Annotated in this window: 14 protein-coding genes and 1 pseudogene; 6 read left to right on the forward strand and 9 right to left on the reverse strand. The window is 70.8% G+C overall.

The features are described from left to right. Nucleotides 1-144 precede the first annotated feature (144 nt). Both OG878_RS09220 and OG878_RS09225 read right to left on the reverse strand, forming a co-directional pair. The gene (locus tag OG878_RS09220; protein ID WP_328886332.1) at nucleotides 145-729 is read right to left on the reverse strand and encodes a DUF1707 and FHA domain-containing protein; all 585 of its coding nucleotides are present in this window, start codon (nucleotides 727-729) and stop codon (nucleotides 145-147) included. 214 nt (nucleotides 730-943) lie between these two features. Beyond that, nucleotides 944-2,317 carry a GH1 family beta-glucosidase gene (locus OG878_RS09225; protein WP_328886333.1) on the reverse strand — a complete coding sequence of 458 codons (1,374 nt, stop codon included), beginning with the start codon at nucleotides 2,315-2,317 and terminating at the stop codon, nucleotides 944-946. 157 nt (nucleotides 2,318-2,474) lie between these two features. Here OG878_RS09225 and treZ point away from each other — a divergent pair, with 157 nt between their 5' ends. Both treZ and OG878_RS09235 read left to right on the forward strand, forming a co-directional pair. After that, entirely contained in the window at nucleotides 2,475-4,235 is a 1,761-nt protein-coding gene (gene treZ / locus OG878_RS09230) for a malto-oligosyltrehalose trehalohydrolase (RefSeq protein WP_328886334.1), read from the forward strand. Between the two features lie 81 nt (nucleotides 4,236-4,316). Continuing rightward, nucleotides 4,317-5,327, forward strand: coding sequence for an aldo/keto reductase (locus OG878_RS09235; protein ID WP_328886335.1), 1,011 nt, complete (start codon nucleotides 4,317-4,319; stop codon nucleotides 5,325-5,327). Between the two features lies 1 nt (nucleotide 5,328). Here the strand turns inward: OG878_RS09235 and OG878_RS09240 are convergent, their stop codons facing one another. Together OG878_RS09240 and OG878_RS09245 are read right to left on the reverse strand one after the other, a co-directional pair. After that, complete coding sequence (locus OG878_RS09240; protein WP_328886336.1) at nucleotides 5,329-6,456, reverse strand: aminopeptidase P family protein; 1,128 nt, start codon at nucleotides 6,454-6,456, stop codon at nucleotides 5,329-5,331. A gap of 73 nt (nucleotides 6,457-6,529) precedes the next feature. Continuing rightward, nucleotides 6,530-7,165 (reverse strand): nucleoside/nucleotide kinase family protein, encoded by a 636-nt coding sequence (locus tag OG878_RS09245; protein ID WP_328886337.1) that lies wholly within the window; start codon nucleotides 7,163-7,165, stop codon nucleotides 6,530-6,532. Nucleotides 7,166-7,242: 77 nt separating this feature from the next. Between OG878_RS09245 and OG878_RS09250 the strand changes: the two genes are divergently transcribed. Beyond that, the gene (locus OG878_RS09250) at nucleotides 7,243-7,632 is read left to right on the forward strand and encodes a VOC family protein (RefSeq protein ID WP_328886338.1); all 390 of its coding nucleotides are present in this window, start codon (nucleotides 7,243-7,245) and stop codon (nucleotides 7,630-7,632) included. A gap of 124 nt (nucleotides 7,633-7,756) precedes the next feature. On the opposite strand, the gene OG878_RS09255 is transcribed toward OG878_RS09250, so the two are convergent. After that, entirely contained in the window at nucleotides 7,757-8,224 is a 468-nt protein-coding gene (locus tag OG878_RS09255; RefSeq protein ID WP_328886339.1) for a winged helix-turn-helix transcriptional regulator, read from the reverse strand. 94 nt (nucleotides 8,225-8,318) lie between these two features. On the opposite strand from OG878_RS09255, the gene OG878_RS09260 reads away from it, so the two are divergent. Continuing rightward, nucleotides 8,319-8,813: a PaaI family thioesterase gene (locus tag OG878_RS09260; protein ID WP_328886340.1), complete on the forward strand. Its 495-nt coding sequence runs from the start codon at nucleotides 8,319-8,321 to the stop codon at nucleotides 8,811-8,813. Between the two features lie 137 nt (nucleotides 8,814-8,950). Here OG878_RS09260 and OG878_RS09265 read toward each other — a convergent pair whose 3' ends face one another. From OG878_RS09265 to OG878_RS09280, 4 genes and pseudogenes are all read right to left on the reverse strand, one after another. Then, nucleotides 8,951-9,865, reverse strand: a complete 915-nt coding sequence (locus tag OG878_RS09265; protein ID WP_328886341.1) for a LysR family transcriptional regulator — start codon at nucleotides 9,863-9,865, stop codon at nucleotides 8,951-8,953. 70 nt (nucleotides 9,866-9,935) lie between these two features. Beyond that, a complete protein-coding gene (locus OG878_RS09270; protein WP_328886342.1) occupies nucleotides 9,936-11,129 on the reverse strand; it encodes a glycine C-acetyltransferase in 1,194 nt (397 codons plus the stop codon). A 39-nt stretch (nucleotides 11,130-11,168) separates the two neighbouring features. Beyond that, complete coding sequence (gene tdh / locus OG878_RS09275; RefSeq protein WP_328886343.1) at nucleotides 11,169-12,197, reverse strand: L-threonine 3-dehydrogenase; 1,029 nt, start codon at nucleotides 12,195-12,197, stop codon at nucleotides 11,169-11,171. A 601-nt stretch (nucleotides 12,198-12,798) separates the two neighbouring features. Next, nucleotides 12,799-12,861, reverse strand: a pseudogene (locus tag OG878_RS09280) (hypothetical protein); the annotation flags it as partial. Here OG878_RS09280 and OG878_RS09285 point away from each other — a divergent pair. Continuing rightward, on the forward strand, nucleotides 12,835-13,782 hold the full coding sequence (locus OG878_RS09285; RefSeq protein ID WP_328891537.1) for a hypothetical protein: 948 nt from the start codon (nucleotides 12,835-12,837) through the stop codon (nucleotides 13,780-13,782). The pseudogene OG878_RS09280 and the gene OG878_RS09285 sit on opposite strands and share 27 nt — an antisense overlap. Nucleotides 13,783-13,984: 202 nt before the next feature. Next, nucleotides 13,985-14,107 carry a hypothetical protein gene (locus tag OG878_RS09290; RefSeq protein WP_267000604.1) on the forward strand — a complete coding sequence of 41 codons (123 nt, stop codon included), beginning with the start codon at nucleotides 13,985-13,987 and terminating at the stop codon, nucleotides 14,105-14,107. Nucleotides 14,108-14,188 lie beyond the last annotated feature (81 nt).

Below are 14,188 nucleotides of genomic sequence, written 5' to 3' on the forward strand. Positions count from 1 at the left end.
GAACCAGGAGATCACCGCGGCGGATCCACCGCAGGGCAGGTTCACCCGTTCGGGTGAAAGGGGACCCGCCGTCGCCCGCCCGGCCCCCTCCGCTCCGCACGGCGGAACACCGCCGCCCCTGTCAGCAGACGGGGGTCCCTCGCTTCAGGCCGAACGCCGCGGCTCCTCGGGCGGCTTGGGTGCGGGGGCGGAGAGCCGGAAGACGATCCGGCCGAAGCTCACCTGGTCCCCGTCGCGCACCGACACCGCACCGGTCACCCGCTGCCCGTTCACGCACGTGCCGTTGGTGGAGCCGAGGTCGCGCAGAATCCATCGGCCGTCCCGCACGGTGAGTTCGGCATGCATCCGCGAGACCGTCTCATGGGTGAGCCGCAGCCCGTTCGCCGGATCGCGGCCGATGAGCACGGGGTACGGACTGGGCGCGGGCAGCAGCAGCTTCGGCAGCCGCTCCGCCTGCCAGGCCCTGCGCACCCGGGCGGGGAACCCGGACACCGCGCCCACCGCCCGGAACAGCCCCCGTGTCCACCGGCTTTCGGTCCGCAGGTCGGCGGTGAGCGCCGCCAGCTCCTCCGGACGGTGCACGGACAGGGCCAGTTCCATGCGCCGCATGAACGTGTCGTGGGACAGCTTTCCCTGCGCCGCGCCCTCTCTGAGCACACCGAGAACACGGTCGCGCTGAGCGTCGGAGACCCGCGCGGGATACGTGTGGAACTCGAAGGACGACGTCACAGGACCGATTGTCGGGCCGACTGCCCCGAGGTGTCCAGAACAAGCCCGTTTTCCGCCCGCCTGACCTGCGCGGAACGCGCGTGCCGACAGCCGGGGCGGTGTCCGGGAGACGTTGTTGCCGGCTGCCGTCGCGCACGCGCCCCCGCATGCAGCAGCCGCGGACGCCGGCGGCCGTCCGGGGCCGCCATGGAGCAGCCGTGGCGCGGAGCACCGATCAGGGAAGGGTTGGTTCGCAGGGTCCGGACGCCTTCTGGCTGCGGATGACGTCGCGGTACCAGGCGTACGACGCCTTCGGCGTCCGGCGCAGCGTCTCGTAGTCGATGTGGACGAGACCGAAGCGCTTGCTGGCACCCTCGGTCCATTCGACGTTGTCGGTCAGCGACCAGGTGAAGTAGCCCCGGACGTCGACTCCCTCGTCGATCGCGGTGCGCAGCGCGCTCAAGTGGCCTTCGAGGAAGGTGATTCTGCGGGTGTCGGCGACGGCCTCGTCGACGGCGCAGCCGTTCTCGGTGATGTAGACGGGCGGCAGCCGGTCGCCGTACCGGGCCTGCAGCAGAGCCAGGGTTTCACGCAGTCCGTCGGGAACGACGGGCCAGCCGAAGTCCGTCTTCTCGTATCCCTCTATCTCCCTTATCCCGAAGGGGAGTTCGGCGGGCATCGCGAAGCCGGAGAACGTCTCGGGGGCGTCCGCCCCGGGAGCGCCGACGAGGATGGGGCTGTAGTAGTTGACCCCGTACCAGTCGAGCGGCGTGGAGATGGTCCCGAGGTCGTCCTCGACCGGTCCCGGCATCAGCGCGGCGATGTTCTCGTCGGGGTAGCGGCCGGTGATGATCGGGTCGGCGAACATCCAGTTGGTGAGGGTGTCGTACAGCTCGGCACCGAACCGGTCCTCCTCCGCGTCCCCGGCGGTCCAGACGGGGGCGTGCGAGACGGCGACGCCGATGTTCGTGGCGCCGGCCGCCCGCAGCGCTCGGACGCCCAGACCGTGGGCGAGGAGCTGGTGGTGGGCGGCGGGCAGCGCGTCGAAGAGAAGGGTGCGGCCCGGGGCGTGTGCGCCCAACGCGTAGCCGAGCATGGTCACTTCGGCCGGTTCGTTGATGGTGATCCACATGGGGACCCGGTCGGCGAGCCGCTCGGCGACGATGCCCGCGTACTCGGCGAACCGGTGGGCGGTGTCCCGGTTCAGCCAGCCGCCGGCGTCGTCGAGCGGCAGCGGGGTGTCCCAGTGGTAAAGGGTGGGCGCCGGGGTGATGCCGTGGGCGCAGAGCTCGTCGACGAGCCGGTCGTAGAAGTCCAGCCCTGCCTGGTTGACGGGTCCGCTGCCGCCCGGCACGACGCGCGGCCAGCTGACGGAGAACCGGAAGGCATCGGCGCCGAGGCCCGCCAGCAGGGCGACGTCCTCGCGGTAGTGCTCGTGAAATCCGGTGCCGCGGGTGGTGTCGGTGCCATCCTTGATCCGTCCCGGCCGGGCGGCGAAGGCGTCCCAGCCGGAGGGGCCCTTGCCGTCGGCGTCGGCCGCCCCCTCGGTCTGGAAGGCGGAGGCGGAGGCGCCCCAGAGGAATCCCGGCGGGAACGTCGGCACGGTCATCTCGGCCTCCAGCAGCCGTACGTATGAGCAGAACCTGGCAGGGCAATGATCAGAACCTGACCTTATTGGCTGATAGTGGGCTCGATCCAGTGTCGTGGGCCGGTGATCGCACCATTTGCCGACCATGGGGCCGGAACGACGAGACGAGGAGCGAGGCATGCTGTTCCAGGTATGGGCGCCCGAGGCGGACTCGGTGGGCCTGCGGCTGGCGGGCGCGTTGCGGCCGATGGAGCGTGACGGGGCACGAGCGGGCTGGTGGACGGCCGAGGCGGAGGCCGCGGACGGCGACCGGTACGGCTTCGTCCTCGACGGCGGCCCCGTGCTCCCCGACCCGCGCTCGCGCCGCCAGCCCGACGGCCCCGACGGGGAGAGCGCCGTCGTCGACCAGGAGGCCTACACCTGGCGCAGCGGGTGGGCGGGGCGCGGACTGCAGGGTGCCGTCCTGTACGAGCTGCACATCGGCACGTACACCCGGGAGGGCACCTTCGACGCCGCTGCGGCGCGCCTGCCCCACCTCGCCGAGCTGGGCATCACCCATGTGTCGCTGATGCCCGTCTGCCCGTTCCCCGGCGTCCACGGGTGGGGGTACGAGGGGGTGTCGCCGTGGGCCGTGCACGAGCCGTACGGCGGCCCGGAGGGTATGAAGCGCTTTGTCGACACGGCGCACGGGCTCGGTCTCGCGGTGGTCCTCGACGTGGTCCACAACCACCTGGGCCCGTCCGGCAACCACCTCCCGGCGTTCGGCCCGTACTTCACCGACACCCACCACACACCGTGGGGCGCCGCGATCAACCTCGACGCCTCGGGCTCCGACGAGGTCCGCGCGTACCTGCTCGACAGTGCACTCGGCTGGCTGCGCGACTTCCGGCTCGACGGACTGCGGCTCGACGCCGTCCACGCCCTCGCCGACACCCGGGCCCTCACGTTCCTGGAGGAGCTGTCCACGGCGGTCGACGCCCTCTCTACGGAGCTCGGCCGCCCGCTGCCCCTGATCGCCGAGTCCGACCTCTGCGACCCGCGCACGACGACGCCGCGCGCGACGGGCGGGATCGGTCTGCACGCCCAGTGGAACGACGACTTCCACCACGCCCTGCACACCGCCCTGACCGGCGAGGCCCAGGGCTACTACGCCGACTTCGCCGTTGCCCCGATGGCCGCCCTCGCCAAGACCGTGACGAGCGTCTTCTTCCACGACGGCACGTACTCCAGCTTCCGCGGCCGCACACACGGCCGCCCCGTCGACACCGTCCGCACCCCGGCCACCCGCTTCGTCGGCTTTGCGCAGACCCACGACCAGATCGGCAACCGGGCACTCGGCGACCGGCTCTCCGCCACGCTCTCCCCCGGTCTGCTGGCCTGCGCGGCGGCGCTGGTGCTGACCGGCCCGTTCACCCCGATGCTCTTCATGGGCGAGGAGTGGGGTGCCCTCACCCCCTGGCAGTTCTTCACCGACCACACCGATCCTGCGCTCGCCGAGGCGGTACGCAACGGCAGGCGGCGGGAGTTCGCCGCACACGGCTGGGCGGCCGACGACATCCCGGACCCGCAGGACCCGGCCACCCGCGACCGCTCGTGCCTGGACTGGACCGAACCGGAGCGCGAGCCGCATGCCCGCCTCCACGCCTGGTACCGCGAACTGATCGCGCTGCGCCGCACCCTGCCCGATCTGTCGGATCCGGACCTGGCGTCGGTGAGGACCGCCCACGACGAGGAGGGGCGCTGGCTGGCCTTCCGCAGGGGCGATCTGCGGGTCGCGGTCAATCTCCACGAGAAGCCGGCCACCATCCCGCTCGGCGGCGGGCGGAACCGTACCGGCATGGGCAGGGTGCTGGCCGCCTGGGCGCCGGTGGCGGCACCGGACGCGGACGGGCTGCTGCATCTGCCGCCGGAGTCGTGCGTGGTGCTCGCCGACGACTGACCGGGGAGCAGCGGCACAGCTGCCGGGTGACACGGCGGAACGCTTGCCTTCGTGTGCACTTCACCTCGTACGGTCGGTGCCATGAAGCAGCGATTTCTCGGCGGAACCGGCCTTCAGGTCAGCGAACTCTGCCTGGGCACCATGACGTTCACCAGGGCGGGCGACGAGGCGGCCGCCCACCGCATTCTCGACACGTTCACCGAGGCGGGCGGCACCTTCATCGACACGGCGGACATGTACGACCGCGGCGGCTCGGAGGAGGTGCTCGGCCGCTGGCTCAAGGGGCGCGACCGCGACGATCTCGTCATCGCCACCAAGGTGTGGGGCCGGATGGGCGACGGCCCGAACGACGGCGGGCTCAGCCGCAAGCACATCCTCGCGGCCGTCGAGGCCAGTCTGCGCCGGCTGAACACGGAGTACATCGACCTGTACCAGACGCATCTGTGGGACGCGACGACGCCGATCGAGGAGACCCCCGCCACGCTCGACACCCTGGTCAAGGCCGGCAAGGTCCGCTACCTCGGCGCGAGCAACCTCGCTCCCTCCCAGCTCCAGAAGTCCCTGGAGCTGGCACGCCGGCGCGACTGGACGCCGTATGTGTGCCTCCAGCCGCTCTACAACCTGCTGCACCGTGAAGTGGAGTGGGAGCTGGCCCCGTTGAGCATCCAGGAGGGTGTCGGGATCATCCCGTGGTCCCCGCTCGACGGCGGCTGGCTGTCCGGCAAGTACCGGCGGGGCATGACCGAGGCGCCCGCCGGCTCCCGCGTCGCCGCCCAGCAGGCGAGCGGGAGCGACGACTGGCAGCGCAGGGACAACGAGGAGACCTGGGCCGTCGTGGACGCCGTCCTGGCCGTCGCCGAGGAGGCCGGCCGCACACCCGCCCAGGTCGCGCTGCGCTGGCTGCTCGGGCGGCCGGGGGTGACCGCCCCCATCATCGGGGCCCGGACCGTCGAGCAGCTGACCGACAATCTCGGAGCCGTGGGCTGGGAACTGACGGACGACCAGACGGCGCGGCTGGACGCGGCCGGCGCCCGCCCGCTGCCGTATCCGTACGCGGTCCTGCAGCGCCTCAGCAACCGCGGCGGCTCCTGACCTACTCGACGATCGCCAGCTCGCGCGCCGTGGTGTTCAGCCGCCGCCAGCCGTCCTCCGTGACCGTCACGATGTCCTCGATGCGGACGCCGAACCGGCCGGGCAGATAGATCCCGGGCTCCACGGAGAAGCACATCCCGGGCACCAGCGGCTGCTCCTCGCCCTCGATCATGTACGGGGGCTCGTGAGTGGTGACGCCGATGCCGTGGCCGGTGCGGTGGATGAACCGCTCGCCGTAACCGAATTCGGTGATGACGGCGCGGGCCGCCCGGTCGATCTCCTGGCAGGCGACCCCGGGCCGGACGGCGCGGCAGCCGGCCTCCTGCGCCTCCCGCACGATGTCGTGCACCCGCTGCTCCTCGGCGGTGGGCTCGCCGACGTGGACGGTGCGGGAGGTGTCGGAGCCGTACCCGTGCTTGAGGCCGCCGAAGTCGAGCACCACCATGTCACCGTGCTCGATGGTGCGGTCGCCCGCCTCGTGGTGCGGGTTGGCGCCGTTCGGCCCGGAGCCGACGACGGTGAAGTCGACCTGCGAGTGCCCGAACTGCTTCAGCAGCGCGGCCAGATCGGCGGCGATGTCGGTTTCCTTGCGGCCCGAGAAGCGGACCTTCAGGATCTCCTCGTACGTGGCGTCGGCGGCGGCCCCCGCCGCGGCGAGCCGCTCCAGTTCGGCGGCGTCCTTGACCGCCCGCAGCATCGGCAGGGCGGTGGTGAGGGAGACGTACGAGGTGCCGGGGAGGAACTGCTGGAGTCCCAGCAGATGCATCGCCCAGGCGTTGTCGCTGATCCCGAACCGGCCGCCCGCGTCGAGCAGCGGGGCGGTCACGGCGTACGGGTCCTTGCCGTCGGTCCAGTCGCGCAGGGTCAGGGCCGGGGCCCCGACGGCCCGCTCGGCGTCCGGCGCCTCCAGGGTGGGCACGATGAGAACGGGGTCCTGGCCGGCCTTGAGGACGAGGAGCGTGAGACGTTCGGTGTTCCCGGGCTGGTAGCCGGTGAGGTGGACGAGGTCCGGGCCGGGTGCGACGAGCACGCCCGCGAGCCCTGCTTCGGCGGCGGACTCGGCGGCCCGCGCCATCCTCGCCCGGTAGTCGTCGGCGGTGAACGGCACGGGCTGGTGGGGGCTGGTCATGCGTGACCTCCTGGCGATGCGCGATACGGCAGACAGCATCCTGCCCGGCGGCGGGGGCGGGCGCGAGTGCGGGTCAGGGCGCGGGGCGCAGCCGTACGAGCAGGTCGGCGCGGTCGCGGCCACGGTCGACGAGCCGGGCGTTGGCCTCGTCGGACCCGGCGACCCAGCGCTCGGCGTACGGCCGGGGTTTGCCGAACCGCACATGGCGGTCGACGAGTCTGCGTACGCGTACCGCCGGGTCGAGGTCCAGGAACCACACCTCGTCGAGCAGCTCGCGCACCGGCTCCCAGGGACCGTCGTCGTGCAGGAGGTAATTGCCTTCCGTGACGACGAGCGGGATGTGCGGCGGTACGGGAACGGCCCCGGCGATCGGCTCCTCCAGGGTCCGGTCGAACACGGGGGCGTAGACGGGCCCCGGTTCCCCGGGCGCGCGCAGGCGTCGGAGCAGTGCCGCGTACCCGGCGGCGTCGAACGTGTCGGGGGCACCCTTGCGGCCGGCACGGCCGAGCCGGTCCAGTTCGGCCTGGGCGAGGTGGAAGCCGTCCATGGGGACGAGGACGGCGAGTCCGGCGAGCGCGTCGACCACCTGGGCGGCGAGGGTGGACTTCCCGGCACCGGGCGGCCCGGCGATGCCGAGGATGCGGCGATGTCCGGGGCGGGCGAGGCGGCGGGCGCGGGCCGACAGTTCGCCGACGTCACTCGTGTGCATGCGGGCATTGTCCCGGCACGTACGGCACCCTCGGTAGTGTTACGTATAACTGCACGCCGTACGCACAAGGAACCGCCATGTCACACATCGCCCTGGTCACCCTGGTCGTCCGCGACTACGACGAGGCCGTCACCTTCTACACGGACACCCTCGGCTTCGAACTCGTCGAGGACACCGACCGCGGGGACGGATCCCGCTGGGTCGTCGTCCGGCCGCGCGGCGCGGCGCAGGGGACGGGGTTGCTGCTGGCCCGCGCCAAGGACGAGGAGCAGCGGGCCTCCGTCGGCGCGCAGACCGGCGGCCGGGTCGGCTTCTTCCTGCACACCGAGGACTTCACGGCCGACCACTCACGGATGCTGGCGGCCGGGGTGCACTTCCTGGAGGAGCCGCGGCACGAGCCGTACGGCTCGGTAGCGGTCTTCGAGGACCTCTACGGCAACCGCTGGGACCTGCTCCAGCCCGCGTGAGCCGCCCCGGGATGTTCCCGCCGCCGAGGACTCCGGCGAGATGGGGTCAATCCGTCGGTGCGGCCGGGCCTCGGTATGCAGGTGCCATCGACCGCCACCAAGGGTTCGACTCGCCTGCAGCCACTCAGCCGTGAGGCCTGGCCGCAGGTCCGGGCAGGACCGTGACCTCGGCCGGGGTGAGCGCGGCGTGCTCACCGGAGCACTCGACCACGACGTGCACCGGGGCGCCGCAATCGCTGTGCCGGATGTCCAGGACCGGACCCTCGGCATCGGCGACGTAGGTCTCGCCCCACTGCCTGAGCGCCACGAGAACGGGCCACAGGTCCCGGCCCTTGCGGGTCAGGAGATATTCGTGCCGGGTCCGGCTGCCCTGCTCCTGGTACGGGACGGTCCGCAGGACCCCGGCCGCGACCAGTTTGCGGAGCCGGCCGGCCAGGACCGCCTCCGAGAGCCCCACATGCCGGCGGAAGTCGTCGAAGCGGCGCACTCCGTTGAAGGCATCACGCAGGATCAGCAGCGTCCACTTCTCGCCGACCACGTCGAGGCTGCGCTGGACCGGGCAGTTCTCCGTACTCATCTCCAGCCACTTCATCCCGTCATGATAGCCCTCCTGGCTTCGATATTGACAGTCAGCTGCACCGAGAGCTAGCTTCATCGAACAAAGCCAGATGAGGAGGATCAGCCGCATGGGACGGTCACGTACATACGAATGGGAAGATCCGGCGGTCTCGGCGGCCGCCGTCGGACAGACCACGGGTCTGGAGTTCCTGCGCGAGATCGCCACCGGACGGCTGCCCGGCCCTCCGATCGCCGCCACGCTGGACATCACTCTCGACGAAGCCGAGCACGGGCGTGTGGTGTTCTCGCTGGTCCCGGGCGAGGAGCACTACAACCCCATCGGCAGCGTGCACGGCGGGGTCTACGCCACACTGCTCGACTCGGCCGCCGGTTGCGCGGTCCAGTCCACCCTGCCGTCGGGCATGGGGTACACCTCGCTCGACCTGACCGTGAAGTTCCTGCGCCCCGTCACCGTCGACACCGGCAGGATCCGCGCCGTCGGCACAGTCACCAGCAGCGGCCGCCGCACCGCCCTCGCCGAAGCGCGGCTCCTCGACGAGAAGGACCGGCTCCTCGCCCACGCCACCAGTACATGCATGCTGCTTCCGCTGCCGACCCACTGACCGCCTGAGGGCTACCGAAGGCCGTCGACCGTGCCCTGCGTGGCGAGGCGGAGGCTCGGGCGCAGGGCGTGAAGCGGCAGGCCGCCACGCCGACGACGCGTTTCGGGCCCGTCCGGCGATCGAGTACCGGGGGCTTCCTACCCCACCGGCAACCGCACGGCCGCCCCCCGCAAGGCCTCGAGCACCGGTCTGATCAGCGGGTGCCCCTCAGCCCCGTGCCGGACCGCGGCGAACACCCGCCGGGTCGGTGCATTGCCCTCCACCGGCCGTACCACCACCCCTGCGAGCTCCATCCCCCGCAGCGCCCACCTCGGCACCAGTGCCACCCCGGCGCCCGCCCCGGCCAGTGCCACGACCGCGCGGAAGTCGTCCGAGGAGTGCTCGAGCCTGGGCTGGAAGCCGGCGAACTCGCAGGAGAGGACGACCACGTCGTGGCACGGGTTGCCGGGATACTGACCGATCCACGGGTCCTTCTCCAGGTCCGCGATCGCCACCTGCTCCTGGCCGGCCAGCCGGTGGCCCACCGGCAGCACCGCGTCGAACGGCTCCGAGTACAGCGGTACCCGGGTCAGCCGCCGGTCGTCCTCGTCGGGCGCGCCCCGGTATTCGACGGCGACCGCCACATCGACCTGCCGGTCGAGCACCATCGGCACGCTCGCGTCGCCCTCCGCGTCCTGGACCCGCACCCGGATGCCGGGGGCGGTCACCGCCAGCTCGGCGATCGCGGGGGCGAGCACCAGCCCGATGCCCGTGGCGAACGCGGCGACCGTGACCGTACCGGCGTCCCCCGCGCTGTACGCGGCGAGCTCCGCCTCGGCCCGTTCCAGCTGGGCGAGGACCGCGTTGGTGTGGGTCAGCAGGATCTCGCCGGCGGCGGTGAGCCGCACACCGCGGGCGCTGCGGTCGACCAGCCGGTGGCCGGTCTCCTGTTCCAGCGCCGCGAGCTGCTGGGAGACGGCGGACGGCGTCAGATACAGCGCGGCGGCTGCCGCAGTCACGGTGCGGTGGTCGGCCACCGCACGGAGAATACGCAGCCGCCGTGCATCGATCATGCGGTCCATTGTCCCAGGTCCCGAGGGGCGCACGGGACGTGGACCGCAACGAGCCGATCCCCGTGCGGGCCTACTCGCCCAGCGCGGCCCGCGCGTCGACGAACGCGTCCACCGCACGGTTCACGTCGTCTGTGGAGTGCGCGGCGGACAGCTGCACGCGGATGCGTGCCGCGCCCTGCGGGACCACCGGGTACGAGAACCCGATCACGTACACACCGCGCTCCAGGAGCAGCTCCGCCATCCGGCCTGCCTTCGCCGCGTCCCCGATCATGACGGGGGCGATGGCGTGGTCGCCGGGCAGGATGTCGAAGCCTTCCTCGGTCATCCGGGTACGGAAGAGCGCGGTGTTGGCGTTGAGCCGCTCGCGCAGGTCTCCGGCGGACTCCAGCAGGTCGATGACCTTCAGCGAGGCCGCCGCGATGACCGGGGCGAGAGAGTTGGAGAAGAGGTACGGGCGGGACCGCTGGCGCAGCAGCGCGACGATCTCGGCGCGGGCCGCGACGTAGCCGCCGGACGCGCCGCCGAGCGCCTTGCCGAGGGTGCCGGTGATGATGTCGACGCGGTCCATGACGTCGTGGAGCTCGGGGGTGCCGCGGCCGCCGGGGCCGACGAAGCCGACGGCGTGCGAGTCGTCGACCATGACCATGGCGTCGTACCGGTCGGCGAGGTCGCAGATCTCGCGCAGCGGGGCGACGTAGCCGTCCATGGAGAACACGCCGTCGGTGACGATCAGCCGGCGCCGGGCTCCGGACGCCTCCTTGAGCTGCTTCTCCAGGTCGTCCATGTCGCGGTTGGCATAGCGGAACCGCTTGGCCTTGGACAGGCGGATGCCGTCGATGATGGAGGCGTGGTTGAGGGCGTCGGAGATGACCGCGTCCTCCGGGCCGAGCACGGTCTCGAAGACGCCGCCGTTGGCGTCGAAGCAGGAGGAGTAGAGGATCGTGTCCTCCTGGCCGAGGAACGACGAGAGCCGCTGCTCCAGCTCCTTGTGGACCTCCTGCGTGCCGCAGATGAACCGCACCGAGGCCATCCCGTAGCCCCAGCGGTCCAGCGCCTCGTGGGCGGCGGCGATCACGTCGGGGTGGTCGGCGAGGCCCAGGTAGTTGTTGGCGCAGAAGTTGAGCACCTCACCCGGGCGGCCGCCGGCGGTGACGGCGACGGTCGCGGACTGCGGGGTGCCGATCACGCGCTCGGGCTTGTGGAGCCCGGCGGCCTCGATCTCTTCGAGGGTGGTGCGCATGTCGTCGCGTACGGAGTCGAACATGAGGGGGTGTCTCCCGGCTCGATAGCTGGATACGGGTGGTCAGACGGTCCAGTCGAGGATGACCTTGCCGCCGCGTCCGCTCGCCGCGTCGTCGAAGGCCGCCTCGAAGTCGCGGTAGCCGTACCGTCCGGTGATCACCGGGGCGAGGTCGAGGCCGCCCTCCAGCAGTACGGACATGGCGTACCAGGTCTCGTACATCTCGCGGCCGTAGATCCCCTTGATCGTGATCATCGAGGTGACGATGCGGGACCAGTCGACGGCGAACTCTTCGGACGGCAGTCCGAGCATCGCGATCCGCCCACCGTGTGTCATGTTCGCAATCATGTCGCGCATGGCCTCGGGCCGGCCGGACATCTCCAGGCCGATGTCGAAGCCCTCGCGCAGGCCGAGCTTCTGCTGCCCGTCCGCGATGGTCTGCTCGCCGACGTTGAGGGCGAGGCTGACGCCGACCTTGCGGGCCAGGTCGAGCCGGGCCTCGCTGACGTCGGTGATCATGACGTTGCGGGCGCCCGCGTGCTTGGCGACGGCCGCGGCCATGATGCCGATCGGTCCGGCGCCGGTGATCAGGACGTCCTCGCCGACGAGCGGGAACGACAGCGCGGTGTGCACGGCGTTGCCGAACGGGTCGAAGATCGCGGCGATGTCGAGGTCGACGGGGACCCGGTGCACCCACACGTTGGAGGCGGGCAGCGCGACGTACTCGGCGAACGCCCCGTCCCGGCCGACGCCGAGTCCGAGGGTGGAGCGGCACAGGTGACGGCGGCCGGCCAGGCAGTTGCGGCACTTTCCGCAGACCAGGTGGCCTTCGCCGCTGACCAGGTCACCGACGGTGATGTCGACGACGTCGGCGCCGATCGCGGCGACCTCGCCGACGAACTCGTGGCCGAGGACGAGCGGCGTCTTCACGGCCTGCTGGGCCCAGCCGTCGTAGTTGCGGATGTGCAGGTCGGTCCCGCAGATACCGGTACGGAGCACCTTGATCAGCACGTCCGAGGGACCGATCTCCGGCTCGGGAACGTCCATCAGCCAGAGTCCGGGCTCGGCCTTCTGCTTCACGAGTGCCTTCACGGCTGCGGCTCCCTGTACCTGGTACGTGGTGAATACCCCGGGCCGGGGGCATGCCTGAGGCAGCCTGCGGCCCGGGGAAGAACGAGAGGGACGACATGCATGGGCGGCGCGCACGGTGACCGGCTGCCGCGCACCATCCTCTGCCGTCACGGAGAAATCTGCCGTACCCCGCGCCCCAGGTCCATCGAGGATTTCTTAAGCGCAGCCGCAGCTCCGCTTCATGCCCGCCCGGACGGAGGGGCCGGCCGCCCTGTGGAACGGGCGGCCGGCCCCTGGAACCGAGGGGGCGATCAGTCGCCGATCCCCCGCGGCGGGTTGTCGCGGCCCGGCACCTCATCGGGTGAGGGGACCCGGTCGTCCTCCGATTGCGGCTTGGCCCATCCGGTGGACGCGGGGGCGCGGCCCCGGCTGTACGCCTCGCGGGCATCACCGCCGCTGGAGCAGCCGCAAGGTCGAGGAACTCACCCTCCCTCCGGGGTGTTGAGGAGTGCCAGGCCGAGGGGGGTGAGGCTGTGAAGCACGGAATTTCGGTGAGGAGAGAGTGGATCAATCCGGCTTCGCGAAGAACGGATGCGTGTTCGCTTGCGCTCGCAGGTGCGATACCTGCACGAGCGGCCAATTCCTTGGTGGAACAGCCTTGGTGCTCCGCGATGGTGGTGAGCACCGTGGTACGCGTGCGGCCCAGAAGCGGCGACACACCGGGGGAGCGAGCCTGACCGGGCGCGGAAGCAGGGGTGGTGAGCTCACGGGGGCGCTGGTCCTGGCCGGCGGGATAGCTCACGGAAACGGGCCGGCCGTCGGTGACGATGGCGCGTGTGCAGAACATCGACGGAACGAACAAGAAGCCTTCCCCTTCCAGGTAGAGGTCACGATCGGCTCCGTTCACCATCCGGACTTCCAGAACCGGCGGGTTCCACCGCATCCACTGGGGGTTGGCCTGGGTCAGCAGCTGCTCGACACCGCCGGTGAGCAACTGCTGCAGACGCAGGGTTCGATCGACCGCCAGGTGTTCCGTGAACTGGTCCCAGTGCGGACCGAGCAGGCATGCGTGGAGATGGCTGAGTCCTGTGCAGAGCTCAGCGAACAAAGATGCATCGTCTGCCAGGTGGCGAGTCCACTCGGGGAGGGAGGGATGATGATGCGCCGTTTCCAGCAGACTCGCCCTCACCCGCTCGCGAGGTGTGCTGCGTACCTGTTCCAAAAGGTCTTCGACAGCGCCCACTTTGGTGGGGCTGAGGAAGCCTGGCGAATATCCCACAGCAGGCATGAGGGTCAGGACCATGCGCGCTTGGGCAGACAGCTGCGCGCGAGCATGGTGCCGCCAGGCGTCGAGTCGGGCGGGCTGGCTGCGGCTCTGCAGGGCTCGCGCTGCAAGTTCCAGCTCGTGCAGCGGCATCGGCGCCTCAGCCACACGAGTCCGGGCCAGATCCTGAACCGTGAAGTGTATGCGATAGACCATGACAGCCTGAGGCGATCCTTCCGGAATGTCGTTCTTCGGTCCAGGCCGAATCACATCGAGTTCGTAGCGTTCGCAGGTGATGCTGAGCCCGCAGTCAGCAGGAGTCGGCGGCGCACGGGTACCTGAGCAGCCACGAGTTGGTCATGCAGTCAAATGACCGACGCAACCCTGGGCCCGGCACACGGTCGACACACGCACTCCCAGGTGGTGGTGACGGAGGACGCCCGACAACGTACGCGCTCTTGCTTTCTCACCTCACTCGAGGGGTCTCCTTGCGCAGCATTCCCATGCCCCGACCAGGGGCAGGCCGCGCGGCGACGCCGCTCCGGTGGAGATCACCGACACGGTCGGCCTCGTCGGCCGGCCGCAGGGGCCACGGATCGTCGTGCGCCCCGAGCCGGCGTACCCCAAGTACGCCAAGGATCTGAAGTCGAGCCGAAAAACACCATAACGAGATCAGGCTTCATCTGGCGCAACCTGACGATGTGTAACACATCGGAAAAAATGGTTGCCATGCCCATAAAGGAATCAG

This window comes from Streptomyces sp. NBC_00316, assembly GCF_036158715.1.
Lineage (GTDB): Bacteria > Actinomycetota > Actinomycetes > Streptomycetales > Streptomycetaceae > Streptomyces.